At 61.1% G+C, this 15,878-nt stretch carries 13 protein-coding genes, 1 tRNA gene and 2 pseudogenes; 4 read left to right on the top strand and 12 right to left on the bottom strand.

Annotated elements, in window-relative coordinates; all coding sequences use genetic code 11:
• The first annotated feature begins 74 nt into the window (after positions 1-74).
• Complete coding sequence (locus ACZ9H3_RS10740; protein ID WP_476220708.1) at positions 75-1,292, top strand: class I SAM-dependent methyltransferase; 1,218 nt, start codon at positions 75-77, stop codon at positions 1,290-1,292.
• On the opposite strand, the gene ACZ9H3_RS10735 is transcribed toward ACZ9H3_RS10740, so the two are convergent.
• Both ACZ9H3_RS10735 and ACZ9H3_RS10730 read right to left on the bottom strand, forming a co-directional pair.
• A complete protein-coding gene (locus ACZ9H3_RS10735; protein ID WP_476220706.1) occupies positions 1,289-2,182 on the bottom strand; it encodes a DMT family transporter in 894 nt (297 codons plus the stop codon). The two genes, ACZ9H3_RS10740 and ACZ9H3_RS10735, sit on opposite strands and share 4 nt — an antisense overlap.
• Before the next feature lie 105 nt (positions 2,183-2,287).
• Complete coding sequence (locus ACZ9H3_RS10730) at positions 2,288-3,310, bottom strand: DUF4917 family protein (protein WP_454240076.1); 1,023 nt, start codon at positions 3,308-3,310, stop codon at positions 2,288-2,290.
• Positions 3,311-3,461: 151 nt separating this feature from the next.
• Here ACZ9H3_RS10730 and ACZ9H3_RS10725 point away from each other — a divergent pair, with 151 nt between their 5' ends.
• Entirely contained in the window at positions 3,462-4,094 is a 633-nt protein-coding gene (locus ACZ9H3_RS10725; protein WP_099775654.1) for a LysE family translocator, read from the top strand.
• A 99-nt stretch (positions 4,095-4,193) separates the two neighbouring features.
• Here ACZ9H3_RS10725 and ACZ9H3_RS10720 read toward each other — a convergent pair whose 3' ends face one another.
• From ACZ9H3_RS10720 to ACZ9H3_RS10690, 7 genes and pseudogenes are all read right to left on the bottom strand, one after another.
• Entirely contained in the window at positions 4,194-4,499 is a 306-nt protein-coding gene (locus tag ACZ9H3_RS10720) for a DUF3077 domain-containing protein (RefSeq protein ID WP_065758674.1), read from the bottom strand.
• A gap of 308 nt (positions 4,500-4,807) precedes the next feature.
• Positions 4,808-6,509, bottom strand: a pseudogene (locus ACZ9H3_RS10715) (SulP family inorganic anion transporter).
• Between the two features lie 244 nt (positions 6,510-6,753).
• Positions 6,754-6,827, bottom strand: a tRNA-Gly gene (locus ACZ9H3_RS10710).
• Between the two features lie 150 nt (positions 6,828-6,977).
• Positions 6,978-7,862: an alpha/beta fold hydrolase gene (locus tag ACZ9H3_RS10705; protein ID WP_330523181.1), complete on the bottom strand. Its 885-nt coding sequence runs from the start codon at positions 7,860-7,862 to the stop codon at positions 6,978-6,980.
• Between the two features lie 321 nt (positions 7,863-8,183).
• Entirely contained in the window at positions 8,184-8,876 is a 693-nt protein-coding gene (locus ACZ9H3_RS10700; RefSeq protein WP_330523180.1) for a pseudouridine synthase, read from the bottom strand.
• Positions 8,877-8,908: 32 nt separating this feature from the next.
• A complete protein-coding gene (locus ACZ9H3_RS10695; RefSeq protein ID WP_065761120.1) occupies positions 8,909-9,130 on the bottom strand; it encodes a cysteine-rich CWC family protein in 222 nt (73 codons plus the stop codon).
• Positions 9,127-10,602, bottom strand: coding sequence for a sensor domain-containing diguanylate cyclase (locus ACZ9H3_RS10690; protein ID WP_330523179.1), 1,476 nt, complete (start codon positions 10,600-10,602; stop codon positions 9,127-9,129). The genes ACZ9H3_RS10695 and ACZ9H3_RS10690 overlap by 4 nt, the downstream gene beginning before the upstream one ends.
• 211 nt (positions 10,603-10,813) lie before the next feature.
• Between ACZ9H3_RS10690 and ACZ9H3_RS10685 the strand changes: the two genes are divergently transcribed.
• Complete coding sequence (locus ACZ9H3_RS10685; RefSeq protein WP_476220704.1) at positions 10,814-11,281, top strand: hypothetical protein; 468 nt, start codon at positions 10,814-10,816, stop codon at positions 11,279-11,281.
• Positions 11,282-11,336: 55 nt separating this feature from the next.
• Here the strand turns inward: ACZ9H3_RS10685 and ACZ9H3_RS10680 are convergent.
• A pseudogene (locus ACZ9H3_RS10680) lies at positions 11,337-12,456 on the bottom strand (enoyl-CoA hydratase/isomerase family protein).
• Between the two features lie 129 nt (positions 12,457-12,585).
• Between ACZ9H3_RS10680 and ung the strand changes: the two are divergent.
• On the top strand, positions 12,586-13,278 hold the full coding sequence (gene ung, locus ACZ9H3_RS10675) for a uracil-DNA glycosylase (RefSeq protein ID WP_476220702.1): 693 nt from the start codon (positions 12,586-12,588) through the stop codon (positions 13,276-13,278).
• 61 nt (positions 13,279-13,339) lie between these two features.
• On the opposite strand, the gene ACZ9H3_RS10670 is transcribed toward ung, so the two are convergent.
• Both ACZ9H3_RS10670 and ACZ9H3_RS10665 read right to left on the bottom strand, forming a co-directional pair.
• Positions 13,340-14,371 carry an AbrB family transcriptional regulator gene (locus ACZ9H3_RS10670; RefSeq protein WP_476220700.1) on the bottom strand — a complete coding sequence of 344 codons (1,032 nt, stop codon included), beginning with the start codon at positions 14,369-14,371 and terminating at the stop codon, positions 13,340-13,342.
• Complete coding sequence (locus ACZ9H3_RS10665; protein WP_065761114.1) at positions 14,364-15,878, bottom strand: tripartite tricarboxylate transporter permease; 1,515 nt, start codon at positions 15,876-15,878, stop codon at positions 14,364-14,366. Before ACZ9H3_RS10665 ends, ACZ9H3_RS10670 begins: the two co-directional genes overlap by 8 nt.

Raw genomic sequence — 15,878 nt, 5'->3', positions numbered from 1 at the left:
GCCGGTCATCCACGTAAAATGCCCGGCACTGGCGCCGACTGGCGCGTCCCCGCACTCCGAGGCACCCACTCCTGATGTCCGATACCCCTACCGCCCAGGCCGCGCCGGATGCGCGTGCGCAGTTTCTGGCCCTGCTCGCCACCTGCCTGCAGCAGAATGCCCTGATCAAACTGGTGCTGGCGCGCCATGTCGGCACCGAAGAAGCCCTGCAACGGGTGATCGCCAAGCCGCTGACCGTCAAGGGCCAGGCTTGCCTGTCGTTTGTCTACCGCTACCAAACCCGCGACATCACCCGCAATCTGCCGGTCGACGAAGCCCTGGCACTGGTGGCTGAACTGCTGCCAGGCAGTTTTCGCAACGCCCACCTGCAGAGCCTCAGCAATGAAGCCCAGTTGGAGTTCAGCAAGAAAGGCAAGCCGATGCTGCACCACAGCGCAGCACAGCAGGCACGTCAGGCGCCGGCGGGCGAGCATGACCGGGAGAAGAAACGCTACCTGGAACTGAGCCGACCGTTCCTGGTCGACCTGGGTGTCACCGACAAGCAGCATGCGCTGATTCCGGCCATGTCGCGCAAGTGGAAACAGATCAACAAGTTCATCGAGGTGTTTTCCCATGCCCTCGGCAGCTCGACCCTGGGCGCAGAGCAGCCACTGCGTGTCGCGGATTTCGGCTCGGGCAAGGGTTACCTGACCTTCGCCATCCATGATTACCTGCGCAACACCCTGCAGCGTGAGGCCCAGGTCACCGGCGTCGAGCTGCGCCAGGACATGGTCGAGCTGTGCAACAAGGCTGCGGCTCATTTGGAGCACCCGGGCCTGCATTTCGAACATGGCGACGTGCGCACCGTTGTGCCCAGCGCCATCGACGTGATGATTGCCCTGCATGCCTGCGACATCGCCACCGACTACGCCATCCACACCGGTATCCGCTGTGGTGCAGCCATCATCATGTGCTCGCCGTGCTGCCACAAACAGATTCGCCCGCAAATGCACACCCCGGGCCTGCTCAAGCCGATGCTGCAATACGGCCTGCATTTGGGCCAGCAGGCTGAAATGCTGACCGACAGCTTGCGCGCGCTGTACCTGGAAGCCTGCGGCTATGAGACCAAGGTGTTCGAGTTCATTTCCCTTGAACACACCAACAAGAACAAGATGATCCTGGCGATCAAGCGTCGCGATCCGGTCGATGCGAGCGTGTTGATGGCCAGAATCCAGGAACTCAAAGCGTTCTATGGGGTTCAGGAGCACTGCCTGGAAACCCTGCTGCGGGCTGACGGTTTGCTCGCGGCCTAAACCTTGGCTGGGCGCTGGGCCGGATGCACCCGTGTGCGCCGGCCCAGTACCACAGTCAGAATCACCCCGGTGGCAAACACCCAGGTAATCGGCTCGACCTGTTCGCCAAAGAACAGGGCGGAAAAGGCGATAGTGAAGAAGATCTGCAGCAACTGCACCTGACTCACCCGGGCGATGCCACCCAGCGCCAGGCCGGCGTACCAGGCAAAGAAACCGATGAACTGCGAGAACAGCGAAACATAACCGAAGGCCCACCAGGTTTTGCTGCTGACCTCGCCCTGGTGCTGCAGCGCCAGGTACACCACCGGCCCGAGCAGCAACGGGCTGGCCAGTACCAGCGCCCAGCAGATCACCTGCCAGCCGCCCATTTCACGCGCCAGTCGCCCGCCTTCGGCATACCCCAGGCCACCCACCGCAATGGCGGCGAGCATCAGCAGGTCACCGGCCTGGATCTGCCCGGCACCCATGATCATGGCGTAGGCCAGCACCAAAACGCTGCCCAGCGCGGCGCAGGCCCAGAAGGCTTTTGACGGGCGCTCGTGGGACAACCAGGCCGCGTACACCGCTACGCACAGCGGTTGCAGGCCGTTGACCAGTGCCCCGTGGGATGCCGGTACGGTTTGCATGGCCCACGCGGAAAACACCGGGAACCCCAGAATGACCCCCAGCGCTACCAGGCTCAGCCCTTTCATTTGCTGCCAGGTCGGCCATTTTTCGCGACGCCAGAGCAACAGCGCTGCGGCGGGAATGGCTGCGACCAGCGCCCGGCCCAGCCCATTGAGCAGTGGGTGCAGTTCCTGCACGACGATACGGGTCATGGGCAGGGTCAGGCTGAAAATGACCACGCCGAGCAGGCCGAGGGCCATGCCGGTGTTTTCGCGGGTAGACATGCGGGAACGCCTTGGGCAGATAAGTCCGTCCATTGAGCCACAGGCGTTGGGTGCGGTCTTGTAACAGTTGCATACAAAACGACGGATACAGTCCCTGCACAGCGTTTAGCGGCGACGTTTGCTCGCAGGGGGAACGGCCACCGCCAATTCAGCCTGCCCCAACGGGTGGCTGCTGGCATCGAAGAAACACAGTTCGATGTCCGGGCGCTCGGCAAACAACGCCGCATAGTGCTGCTTCTGGCCGATGATCGCTGCTTCGCTCAGTGGGTGTACCGCAATCGCGAGGTGGCCGGGGTTGGCCTGTTTGATGGCCTCCACCAGATGCCGGTCGGAGCTGTCCAGGCGGTGCCCGAAAATACACAGGCCACCCTCATGGCTGGCCAGTTCGCCGTGGCACCAGCTCAGGTAGTCCGAGGTACGGATAGCGCGCAGTTTGTCGTCGCTGCTGCTTTCATTGATGAACAGCGGCACATCGCCGGGGGTGTTCACAGCAAAGCCGTCGAGCAGTGCGCTTTCGCGGGCACTGCGTTGGCGGGTGCTGCCGTCCTGTTGCTTGAGCAGGTGCAAGCCACCGTGCAGGTAAAGCAGGCGATGGCCTTCACCGCGGCTGCGGCGTACGTCAAACACGCCCTCCTCATCGAACAGCACCTGAAACCCTTCAGGCGCGTAGCTCACCGCCCAATGGGTGAGCAGGTCGTAGTTGCTCGAATAGATGCTGCGGTAGTTGCGCAGTTCCTGGTTGAGGGTGTGCAGGGTCGAGGCAGGCAGCAGCTTCCACGGGATATGCACGCTGCGCACGGCATGAATCAGCGCTTCCTTGATTGCGTAATAGCGGTTCAGCGGTGCCGACGAACTGATGGCCAGGGCGGCATTGACCCGTACCGTGGTGTTCAGTGCCGTGAGCACCGGCTCGAACACCTCCGTGCCCATGGACTTGAACAAGGCCTGATCGGTAAGCCCCAAGGGTTTGTGGCGTACCCGCTGGGCCAGCTCGAACAATGAGAAATAGGCGAACGGGCGCCACACCATACGGCTGGCGCCGTTGCCCAGCAGCAAGCCGCTGCAAGGGCGGCGGGAGACCAGTTCAGGCCAAGCGGCGAGGGTGGCGTCGAAGTTGGCAGAGGGCATGCAGGGCTCACAGACAGGTAATGCAAAGGAATGGGCGCGACTGTATCACGCACGTCCCGCTTGTCATCAGCGCAGGCCATCGGCTGTGTGGCTGGCTTTTGGAAGCCCGCGTAGACTTCCGAGCCTTACTCTCTTCAGGCCCCGTGTTCCGATGACGTTTTCGCTTGTGTTTGCTGTACTCGCCTCCGGCTTTATCTATGGCATTACCCCAGGCCCCGGTGTCCTGGCGGTGCTCGGTATTGGCGCGGCACGTGGGCGTAAGGCGGGGGCGGGGTTTCTTTGTGGGCACCTGCTGGGTGATGTGCTCTGGTGTGGCACTGCGCTGGTGGCTATCGTCGGCGCGCGCCAGGTTGGCAGCCTGTTGTTTGATGGCCTGGGCGTAATCAGCGGCGTGTACCTGTTCTGGCTGGGCCTGCGCGCCTTGCGCAGTCGCCCGTCTGCTGAAGACGGGCAGCAGGGGCCGGTGCGTCAGCCGTTCTGGCATGGCGTGGTGTTCGGCCTGACCAATCCCAAGGCCTACCCGGTGGCCGTTGCCACCTTTACGGCATTGTTATCCAGCCGCGCCGAGGCACTGACCTGGTCGATGCTGCCCTTGTTGATCGTGCTCAGCTTTGTGGGTGGCTTGCTGGCCTACGCGATTCTGGTGGCGCTGGTGGGCGCGCGCCAGGTCCGTACGTTATATGTGCGCTATGAACTGTGGATCACCCGGGCCTGCGGGTTGATGTTCATTGGTTTCGCAATCAATGCGCTGGTGCATGCCTTGCCGGGGTTGCTGGCGGGTTGATCGCGTGGCCCCAATCGCAGGCAAGACTGCGTCCACACGTGCTGCAGCAGCGCGGTTCTTGTAGGAGCAGGCTTGCCTGCGATGGCGTCAGTGAAGGTATTAGCGCTTCATGGCCTGTGCCTCGAACCCGTCGAGCAGGGCGTCAATCAACGCTTTGGCCGCCTCCATCGCGTGCAGCGAGGCCCAGCGCAAGCCTTCCGGGGTGCGCTCGTGGCAGAAGCAGGTCTGGTTGACGGCATCAATGCCTGCCTTCAGTTGCAAGGAGGCATGCACCAGCGCGTCTTCGGCACTAATGCCTTCGTTAACGGAAAACAATGGCGGGTGCCCTGCGTCGCAGGAGCCAAAAGGCAGTGAGGCCGTTTTATACGGCGCACAACGTGGTGGGTCGGGAACAATCTTCATCATGGTAAAGCTCCTATAGACATAGAGGAGCTGCCCTGACTCACTTCCACATGAGGGTGGCAGCCACACGCAGGGTGGAAGACCGGTCTATAGGAATCCGGCGCACCCCAAAGGGTGCCCTGCGCGTAGCCGCCATAACAAATCATACAGGCATAAAAGTACGCCAGCATTCACCTGTCAGGGAATACACGCCTATAGAGGGTCCAGACTTCCACATCTGGTCGCTGAATATGCAGCGACCCCCGAAGGCTAGTGGGCATGCCGTTGTGCAACAAGGTCAGCACTTCCCAAGGTTATGTAGGAAGTTTCGCTTACTCCGATGCAAACAGCTCTTTGTTCCGATTGCGCCATACGCGGTAGGCGCGAATGCCGGCCCGTACCGAGCCGAACAGCAAGCGATCCTCCAGTTCCCGCGCGATCCCCGAGCGCACCAGCATGCGCAAGAACTTGCCGCGGGCACGGGCAATGCCGAACAGGATGCCTTGTGCTTTGAGGGTGTCCCGCACTTCACGCAAGGCCGCGATACCGCTGACGTCGATGGTGCTCACCGCTTCAGCGTCGAACAGCACCGCACGGGGCTGGTGTTCACGTTGTACGGCATCGAGCAGGCGCATTTTGAAGTAGTCGGCGTTGAAGAACAGAATCGCATCATCGAAGCGGTACACCACTAAACCCGGTACGGTGCGGGCATCTTCGTGGTGACGAATGTCCACCTGGCCTTCGACGCCGGGTAGCCAGCCGAGTACGGCATCGGTTGGCTGGTAGATGCTGTACAGCAGGCGCAGGATGGCCAGGGTTACGGCAATGATAATGCCCGGCAGCACGCCCGCCCCGAGCACGCCGACGGTGGTGAACACGCAAAGCCAGAACTCGAAGCGACTGAGTGCACGGATCTTGCGCAGTGACTGCACATCAATCAGCCCCCAGCCGGCCATCAGCAACACCGCGCCCAAGGCGGCTTGGGGAATCCAGGCCAGTGGTGCGGTGAAGAACATCAGGATCGCCGCGATCACCAGCGCGGCAATAATGCCCACCAGTTGGCTCTTGCCGCCGACCATATCGTTGACCGCAGTGCGCGAGTCGGCACCGCTGATGGCAAAGCCCTGGGAAACCCCGGCAGCGAGGTTCGACACACCCCAGTGCAAGAAACTCGTGGTTGGCGTTGATCGCGTAACCGTGGCGCGCGGCGAAACTGCGGGCGGTGAGCATCGCACTACAGAAGCTCACGGTCGCGATACCCAAGGCGTCACGCATCAGGCTTTTCATTTCTGCCAGGTTGGTTTGCGGCCAGGCCAGTTCCGGCATCCCGGCGGGCACCGCGCCCAGAATGGCAACGCCGAAGCGGTCTAGCCGCAGCACGCCAACCGCCAGCGTGGCGATGGCCACGGTCACCAGTGCCGCCGGCAAGCGTTGGAAGTGCCGGGGCAACCAGATCAGTGCAATCAGCCCGGCAACCCCAATGGCCAACGTCGGCCAATGGATTTCGTTCAGGCGCTGCAGCATGTTGATCAGGCTGAGAATGAAACCATCGCCCTCGATCTGAAAGCCGAGCACTTTGCCTAACTGCCCGGCCAGCAGGCTCAGGCCGATCCCGTTCAGGTAGCCGATCAGAATAGGCCGCGAGAAAAAGCTGGCGATAAACCCGGCCCGTGCCGCCCCGGCGGCGATCAGCATCAGCCCCACCAGTACCGTGACAATCACCGACAATTGCGCCAGCCGCTGCGGATCGCCCATCGCCAGCGGCGCAATTGCCCCGGCAACCATCGCACAGGTGGCGGCATCCGGCCCGACCATCAACTGCCGCGAACTGCCGACCAAGGCATAGACAATCATTGGCAAGATGCAGGCATACAAGCCCACATGGGGCGGCAGGCCGACAATTTGCGCATAGGCAATGGCGATAGGGATCTGAATCGCGGCCACAGACAGCCCGGCCTGAAGATCGTGGCGAAACCACTCGGCGCGGTAATGCAGCAAATTGGCCAGGCCCGGAAGCCAGCGGGAGAGAAACATGAACGGGTCCTTTCGACTGTTTCAGAACAACGCCGCGTTCATTCCCGAGCGCCGAAACACTGCGGCGGGCAGGGCGCCTGGTCAGGGTGCAGCGAGATGAACTGTTTGTACCCGATTGCAGAAACGTTGCAAGAAATTTCGACAGTAAAGCGACTGGCGTTGTTTTGAGTCAGGCGAGAGGCAATGGCTTGAGGGTAGATGCAGTTTGGAGAGGGGGAGATGTGAAAGGAGGGGTAGCAAGAAGTGGAGCGGGTGAAGGGAATCGAACCCTCGTTATCAGCTTGGGAAGCTGGAGTAATGCCATTATACGACACCCGCTCTGCAGGACGACTTTGTACCAGAAGTGAGGCGGGAATTGAAGCGTTTCTTCACGCGTGTTGTGCGGTCGGCCGGTAACGCAAGGTCTGCATCTTGCGGGTGCCCGAAGGCGTGTGATGCAGGTTGCTGCGTTACCGGCGACCCCGATGCTCAGAGGGCAAAGGCATGTTCTCCCAAGGTAAACGGCGTGCGTACGCGGTGTTCCCGAGGCGAGGGGGTGAGGAAACTCAGCAGTGCATCGCGCGAGTCGCGGCAAGCGGCCTTGTGTTCCATGTCGAGGAAGTGGCCAGCGCTCTGGATACGGCTGAAGTGGCTGTTGCGCACGTGTTTGCTGAACTTCTGGGCGTCTTCGGTGGTGGTGTATTCGTCCCATTCCCCGTTCATGAACAGTACCGGGATGTCGATGACACGGGCCGAGCGCAGGGCGTTGTCCAGGTCGTGCTTGAGCACCTGGTTGATGTGGAAGTGCATCTGCTTGTATTCGTGGTTGTCCAGGCTGCTGACATGCCGGTAGTTGAAGCGCTTGAACAGCGACGGCAGGTGCTTGCCGATGGTGTCGTTGACCAAGGCGCCGACTTCGTAGCGGTCGCACTTGCTCAGGTAGTGTGAGCCGCGCTCGAGGTAGTCGCGCATCGGTTCGTTGATCACCGGCGAGAACGAGCTGATCACCGCCTTTTCGATGCGCCGTGGCTTGTGGGCCAAGGCGAGCAGGGTGCAGGCGCCGCCCCAGGAGAAGGACATGATGTGATCGGCAGCAAAATGGTCGATCAGTTCCAGAAGGATCTGGCCTTCGATCTCTTTGGTCAGCAGATGGTCGTTGCGGTTGTGCGGTTTGGACTTGCCCGAATAGGGTTGATCGTACAGCACAACGTTGAATTGTGGGTGCAGGTTACGCACCGTCTGGGCGAACGAGGCAGTGGTTGCCAGCGATCCATTGATCAGGATGATCGTCTTTTCGGCGGCGTCTGCGCGATAGAACTCCGTGTAAACCCGGTACTGACCTTGTATATCCAGCACAGCAATTTCTGGCCTCATGTCGTCGACTCCTGGCGCAAGAAAGGGTAATCGCGCAAGCAAGATTGCACGTTCTTTATGACAGGTAGGCATACGCCTTGAAGTGAAACTGAGGGCCCTTGTCGATCCGCTACAGGCTGGTCGACGGGTATTGTTCTAGGCGGGCAATCTGCCGGACCCCATCACTTCGAGGTGCTGGTAGCCGGCAAAAAGGTGTCTTTGACTACGGTTGTGACTGGCGAGTCACATGCAGACCGACGTTTGGATTCAAGCAGCCATGTGCTGAACCCGCAAGTGCCGTTGGTGTAATTGGCGATATTTTTCTGCCAGGCGGTCGTGACGTCAGAACGCGCTGATTTCGTCTGGGCGCAAGGCGCGGTACTCGCCGGGCAGCAGCGACGGGTCCAGTTGCAGGGGGCCCATGTGTTCGCGGTGCAGGCGTATTACCTTGTTGTCAAAGAAGCCGAACATCCGTTTGACCTGGTGATAGCGGCCTTCGACGATGCTCAGGCGAGCGCTGTGTGGGCTGAGTATCGTCAGGTCTGCCGGTTGCGTGGTGAGGTCTTCAAAGGCGAAGTAGAAGCCTTCCCGAAACTTTTCGATGTAGTGCTCATCGATGACGTGCTCGGTTTCGACGTAGTAGACCTTGGGGAGTTTGGTCTGTGGCTGGGTCAGGCGCCTGGACCATTGGCCGTCGTTGGTGATCAGCAGCAGGCCAGTGGTGTTGTAGTCCAGGCGACCGGCGATGTGCAGGTCGTGTTTGTCCGGCTCGTCGAGCAGGTCAAGGACGGTGCGGTGCTGTGGGTCGACCGTGGCGCTGACGCACCCCGCTGGTTTGTGCAGCATGAAATAGCGCAGTGCTCTGCCGGCTTGCACAAGCTGATCATCGACTTCGATTCGGCTGAACTCGCGCACCTCATGCCGTGGGTCGCCGACCTGCGTGCCATCGACGCGTACGCGGCGTTCTGCCAGCAGCAGGCGAACTTGCTGGCGGTTGTAGCAGGGCAGGTTGCTGAGAAAACGGTCGAGGCGCATGGGGCGAGAGGGGCCAGTATCGGGTGCGCAGTTTAGCGCTTTGCGGCGTCCTTGGCTGCCTGCAGTTGGGCTTCTACCTGGGCGCAGCGCGGGCACAGGCAGGCTTTGTCACGCAGCTCGGCCGGCAGTGCTTCAAGCACCTGCGGGTCGATGCTGACGCCGTAGCACCAGCAATCGTGCGTAGCGCTGCGAGGGTTGGCGAGGCTGCAGTGGTTGCTGGCACCGCAGGCCGGGCAGAGGTTGGGCTCGTTCATGCGTGATCCGTGCAGACGCGGTTGCGCCCGCTTTGCTTGGCGCGGTAAAGCGCGTGGTCGGCGCGACCGATCAGGGTGTGTAGCGTATCGTCCGGGCGCAGGCTGCTCAAGCCGATGCTGACGGTCAGCTTGATATCGGCGTCAGCATAACTGAATGCCAGTTGCTCGGTTTTCTGGCGGATCTTTTCTGCAACGCCGAGCGCCTGCTGATGCTCGCTGCCCTGGAGTAGCACGACGAACTCTTCGCCGCCCCAGCGGCAGATGATGTCGGAGACGCGCAGGCAGCTCTCCAGTACGCGGGCAAACTGGCGTAACACTTCGTCGCCACCCAGGTGGCCGTAGGTGTCGTTGAGGGCTTTGAAGTGGTCCAGGTCGAGTAGCAGCGCCACCAGTGGCTTGGGCTCGCGCTGGGCTTCGAGCAAGGCTTGTGCGGCAAGCAGGTCGAAGGCCCGGCGGTTCGGTAAGCCGGTCAGGCTGTCGAGGGTGGCCAGGGCCTGGATGCGCTCTTGGTGGCGTTTGATCATGGCATTGAGCAGCGAGAGTACGACCAGGGTGATCATCGCGCAGATCGCCAGGTTGATGTACAGCGATTGGAGGATGCTGTCCAACCGGCCGTCTTCATGTTTTTCGACGAACAGGTACCAGTTCAGTTCCGGGATGAAGCGCACGTTGAGGAACTGGTTGTGGCCGTCGGCACTGCGGTATTCGCGGCTACCGCTGACGGGGATGGGCATCTGCTGAGCCAGGTCACCCAGCCCTTTTATGTCGCTCAAGAGTTGCCCGGCTCGCATGCCCTGTGGGCCGCCATCAGACCCGGTCAGTACGATGCGGCCCTGGCGATCAGCGAAGTAGACACTGCGCATGTAGCGTTTTTGGTAGTCGTCGATGCACTTGATGACCGATTCGAGGCTTAGCCCGACACCGGCGGCACCGATGAAGTTGTTCTGGTAATCAAGGACCTTGTAGTTGATGAAGATGGCCATGTTGTCCTGGTTGGCCATGTCCAGGTCGACGTTGATTTCGTAAGGCGCATCGAGGTTGCGAAGGCGGAAGTACCAGGCATCACGGGCTTCCTGCAGGTCGATCTGCTTGAGTACACCCTGGGCCTGGAAGTAGGTGTGGGTGAGGTCGGAGACGAAGAAGGCGGTATACGCGCGATTGCGAGCCATCACCTCGTTCAGGTAGCGGGTCATGCGCTCAGGCTCGTGTTCCCCGGCCAGCACCCAGTCGCGCAGGAACGTGTCGTTGGCCATCATCGATGAAATCAGGATGGGGCGTACCAGGTCTTTCTGAATTTCCGAGTAGAGGGTGTCGGCAGTCAGTGGCAGCTCGGTGTTGATGATGTTGTCACGGATTGAGCTGCGTGAGGCGAAGTAGCTGAGCAGAGACGTCGCGAGAAAGCCGCAGCCCAGCAGGAGCAGTAACGCCAGGATCAGCGAGCGTTGTGAAAACAAGGCAGAACGAGACGGCATGGCATTTCCGTTGCTGGTACCAGTGGCCTGTATTCTAGTGGGCTTGGAGAAAAATAACTGGATGATTTTTAAGGTTATAAGCCTTGTATCAAATTATTTCGTCTGCGGCACCGGGCGCGCTTTTGCGTGTCTGATGTTGTGCCGGTCGATGACCATCGATTGGCGCCGACCAGCGCCGCTGGATGGCAGCTTAGCGGTCCAGGAGGCCGCCATGTATCGCCGACTTTTGCTGATTGTAGTGTTGGGTTCATTAATGGCTGCGTGCGTACCTTATGGAGACCATGGCTACTACCGCAATGACGTTTACACCGTAGATCGTTACTCCTATCGGGACTACGACCGGCCTTCCTACTCGTATGGGCGAGGCTACTATGTGGTGCCTCAGCAGCGTTATTACGCGCCTGCGCCACGTTACTACCGAGCCGCCCCCGAGTCTTACTACAACAACCGTTATCAGGGGCGTGGTTATGACGCCCGTTACCGTCATGACAACCATGGCTACCGGGATGCGCCTCGCCGGGACCGTGATGGCGGCCGTGGTTATGACCGCAATTATGGCCGTGGTCATGAGCATGACCGTGGTCGGGCTTATGGTCGCGGTCAGGAGCACGGTCGTGGCCAGGATTACGGTCGTGGACACGACCGCGATGGCAGATCGGATCGCAACTGGAACCGCTGACACCTGCTAGCACCCCGGAAGGCATCGCCTTGCGCGGGCTGGCCTGCTACAGCACCTACGTGAGTGGCTGTGTTAGGTCTGCCAGCGGATGGCGACCTTCCCATGCCTTGTTGAAATGCGCCTCTACCACTGCTGCGGGTACATGGCTGATGTCTGGCCAATGCCAGTGGGGCTTCTGGTCTTTGTCGATCAGGCGCGCGCGCACCCCTTCGGCGAATTCCGGGTGGCGACAGCAGTTCAGGCTGATGGTGTATTCCATCTGGAACACCTGAGCCAATGACAGGTGCCGCGCACGAGCAATCTGTTGCCAGACTAGCAGTGCGGTGAGTGGGCAGCCCTCAAGCATCGTCTGTGCGGCACGGTCGAGCAGGGTGTCGGGTTGATGCCGTAGCTGGGCGATGGCGCGCCAGGCGCAGACCGGATCACCGACATCAAGCAGGTTGTCCAGATGCTGGCGGCGGGGCAACCACTGCGCGGCTGGCAGAGCAGGCAGGGCTTCCTGTTGCAGGGCTTTTAACAGGCTGTTCAGTTGCAGGGCCGTCTGTTCCTGCCAGTTCAGTTGCAGCAGGCCTTCTATCAGGCTTTCCTGCTGATCTTGGGTCATGAAGCGGTCGGCCAAGCCCAGGTCCAGTGCATCGTGGGCGTTGATCGGTGCGCCGGTCAGGCCCAGAAAAAGGCCCAACTTGCCGGGCAGGCGCGAGAGAAACCAACTGCCGCCGACGTCCGGGTACAAGCCAATGCTGATTTCCGGCATGGCCAGGCGGCTGTTTGGGGTGACGATGCGCACGCCGGCCGCTTGCAGCAGGCCCATGCCTCCACCCAGTACATGGCCGTGGCCCCAGCACAATAGCGGGTTTGGGGTAGGTGTGCAGGCAGTAGTCCAGGCGATATTCGGCGGCAAAGAAATGAGCGGCCATCGGCGGTACTTCACCGGGCCGATCAAGGCAGGCCTGGGCCAGGCTGCGTACCTCGCCGCCAGCACAGAACGCCTTGTCGCCGTTACCACGCAGCAGTACGCAGGCAATGCGCGGGTCTTCAGCCCAGGCCTGCAGGTGCGTGTACAGCGCCTGGACCATCGGAAGTGACAACGCATTGAGTGACTGTGGTGCGTTCAGGCTGGCGATACCAATGCCAGCACCGTCAACACCGGTCAATACTTCAAACGCCACGCTCATGGGGAGGCCTCGACAGGTTTATCCCGAAAGTATGGTCGCTGATGGTGATCGTGCCGGTCGTCGGTCGGATCGATTGACAAGCACGAGCGGGTTTCCTAGTGTCCGCCCCATTGTTTTCTGGATGACACCATGACCGACGACGACCGTATCAAACTCGAACCCAGCTGGAAGCAGGCCTTGCGCAGCGAGTTCGACCAGCCCTACATGCAGGAGCTGAAAGACTTTCTGCGCCAGGAACATGCTGCAGGCAAAGAGATCTACCCGCCAGGGCCGATGATTTTCAATGCGCTGAATTCCACGCCGCTGGATAAAGTCAAAGTGGTGATTCTCGGCCAAGACCCGTACCACGGCCCCGGTCAGGCCCATGGTCTGTGTTTTTCGGTGCAACCAGGTACGCCTACACCGCCGTCGTTGCTGAACATTTACAAAGAACTGCAGCGCGACCTGAACATCGACATTGCCAACCATGGCTGCTTGCAGCACTGGGCTGAGCAAGGTGTGTTGCTGCTCAATACCACCATGACTGTCGAGCGGGGCAATGCGGCGTCCCATGCCAACAAGGGCTGGCAGCACTTCACCGACCGGATTATTGAAGTGGTGAGTGAGCAGCAGCCAAACCTGGTTTTCCTGCTGTGGGGCGCGCATGCGCAAAGCAAGCGCAAATTGATTGATGCCACCAAGCACCTGGTCCTGACGTCGGTGCATCCATCGCCGTTGTCGGCTTACCGTGGTTTTCTCGGGTGTGGCCATTTCAGCCAGACCAATCGCTTCCTTGAGCAGCGTGGCCTGACGCCTATCGATTGGCGCCTGCCGCCTGCGTAAATGAAGCACCTCCTGTGGGCTGCGCAAACCGCTTGGTTCGTCGGTTTGCGCAAGTGGCAGGTTATTCGCTGTGCCGGGTCCAGTGGTGAAACAAGGGCTCGGCCAGAAACAATACAAACAGCAGGCGCATGACCTGCAACGCCGTTACCAGCGGCACTGACAGTTGCAGGGTTTCGGCGGTCAGGCTCATTTCCGCGATGCCGCCCGGCATCATGCCCAGGGTTAGTGAGCGCAGATCGAGGTGGGTGGCGAGGCTCAAGGCCCAGGCGGCGAGCCCCGCGATCAGCATGCTCAACGAGGTGGCAATCAGTGTTCGCCCAAGAAAGGACGGCGCGCGGCGGAAGAACGCTCGGTTGAAGTGACAGCCCAGGCCGCTGCCAATCAGCCATTGGCCGATCTGGCTGGCGCCGGCTGGCAAGCCGATCTGCAGGTTCCAGCCAATGCTGACACTGGCGGCGACCAGTAATGGGCCGAACAACCAGGGGTTGGGCTGGCGCAGCCGTTGCCATGCCCAGGCCGTCAGCCCGCCCAACGGGAGCACCACGACCAGCCAGCGCCAATCGACGTTGCCGGCATGCAGCAGCGATACACCGTCGCCGAGCAGGAACTTGAAGGCGGCAGGTACGCACAGCACGACCACCAGCACCCGCAGGCTTTGCGCCGCTGCGACGTGGCCGAGGAACGCGCCATTACGCGCCCCCAGGTTGACCATCTCCCCTGAGCCACCCGGCATGCTTGAGAAGAATGCCGTGGCTCGATCCTCACCGGTTCGACGCAACAGCCAGACCCCGACCACGCTGGACAAGCTGGTAAGCAATGCACCGAAGAAGATCAGGCCAAAGTGGCTCGCCACCTGCTCGACCACCGCTGGGGTGAAGTGCAGGCCGATGCCGACACCGATGATCCATTGTCCGCCTTTACGGCCGCCGGGGATTTCCTTCAGTTGCCAGGGTGTCAGGCAGCGCACCAGGATGACGGCGAGCAGCGAGCCGACCATCCAGGGCAATGGCCAGCCGACCTGGCTGGCGAGAAAGCCGCCTGCCAGGCCGACCAGTGCGGTTGCCCACCAGCCTTGTGGTGCTGAATCAGGCATCGGCCAGGGCACGTCGCTGCACGCTGCGTTTACGCCAGATACGCAGCAGTGGCAGTACCAGCATGAACGCAGTCAATACCCATACCGACAGGCTGATCGGGCTGGCCCAGAGGATGTCCAGCGCACCGTTGGAAATCGACAGGGCCCGGCGCAGGTTCTGTTCCATCAAACCACCAAGGATGAAACCGAGCAGGATTGGCGACAGCGGGAAGTCGAGCTTGCGCAGGATGTAGCCGAAGATGCCGATGCCGATCATCAGGAACAGGTCGAAGGTGGTGGCGTGGACGGCATAGACACCAATGGCGGTAATGATCGCGATCACCGGCACCAGCGCCCAGTTCGGCACGGCGAGAATACGGGTGAACAGGCGAATCATCGGGATGTTCAGAATCACCAGCATGATGTTGGCGACGAACAGCGATGCGATCAGGCCCCAGACGATATCGGGCTGTTGTTCGAACAGCAGTGGCCCCGGGGTGATGTTGTACAGGGTCAGGGCGCCGATCATCACGGCGGTAGTGCCCGAGCCCGGCACGCCGAGGGTCAGCATCGGTACCAGAGCGCCGCAGCAGGATGCACCAATCGCCGTTTCTGGCGCAGCCAGGCCGCGTTTGTCACCTTTGCCGAACGTGCCGCTGGCGCCCGCGATACGTTTTTCGGTCATGTAGGCCACGGCGCTGGCCAGCGTTGCGCCTGCACCCGGCAGCACGCCCATGATGAAACCGAGCAAGCCGCAGCGAATGTTCACCACGAACACTGATGCCGCTTCCTTGAGGTTGAACAGCATGCGTCCGGTGGCTTTTACGGCTTCGTGGCCGTGGTGGGTTTTTTCCAGCAGCAGGAGAATCTCGCTGATGGAGAACAGGCCCAATACCAGGACGACGAACTGGATACCGTCGGCCATGTGCACGCTGTCGCCGGTGAAGCGGTACACACCACTGTTGGCATCAATCCCGACACTGGACAGGAACAGGCCGATCAAGGCGGCGATAAAGGTTTTCAACGGCCTGTCCCCGGCCATACCACCGAGGCAGACGATGGCAAAGACCATGAGCACGAAGTACTCGGCAGGGCCGAAGGCTATCGCCCATTTGGCCAGTAACGGCGCGAACAGCACCATGCCGCAGGTGGCGATCAGGGCGCCGATGAACGAGCTCCAGGCCGACAGCGACAAGGCCACGCCGGCCAAGCCCTGACGCGCCATCGGGTAACCGTCGAGGGTGGTCATGACCGTGGAGGCTTCGCCCGGGATGTTGAGCAGGATCGAACTGATCCGCCCACCGTACTCGCAGCCCAGGTACACCGCTGCCAGCAGGATCAGCGCCGACTCTGGCGGCAGGCCCAGGGCAAAGGCAATGGGGATCAACAGGGCGACGCCGTTGATCGGGCCCAGGCCCGGTAGCAAGCCGACCACGGTGCCGATCAGGGTACCGGCCAGGGCGGTGACCAGGTTGTAGGGGCTCAGGGCGACGCCGAAGCCTTGGCCCAGATAGCTGAGGGTATCCAT

The sequence above is a fragment of the Pseudomonas sp. TE3910 genome (assembly GCF_056279025.1).
Note: the sequence above shows the minus strand (reverse complement) of the source record. Positions and strands in the feature narration are given on the sequence as shown.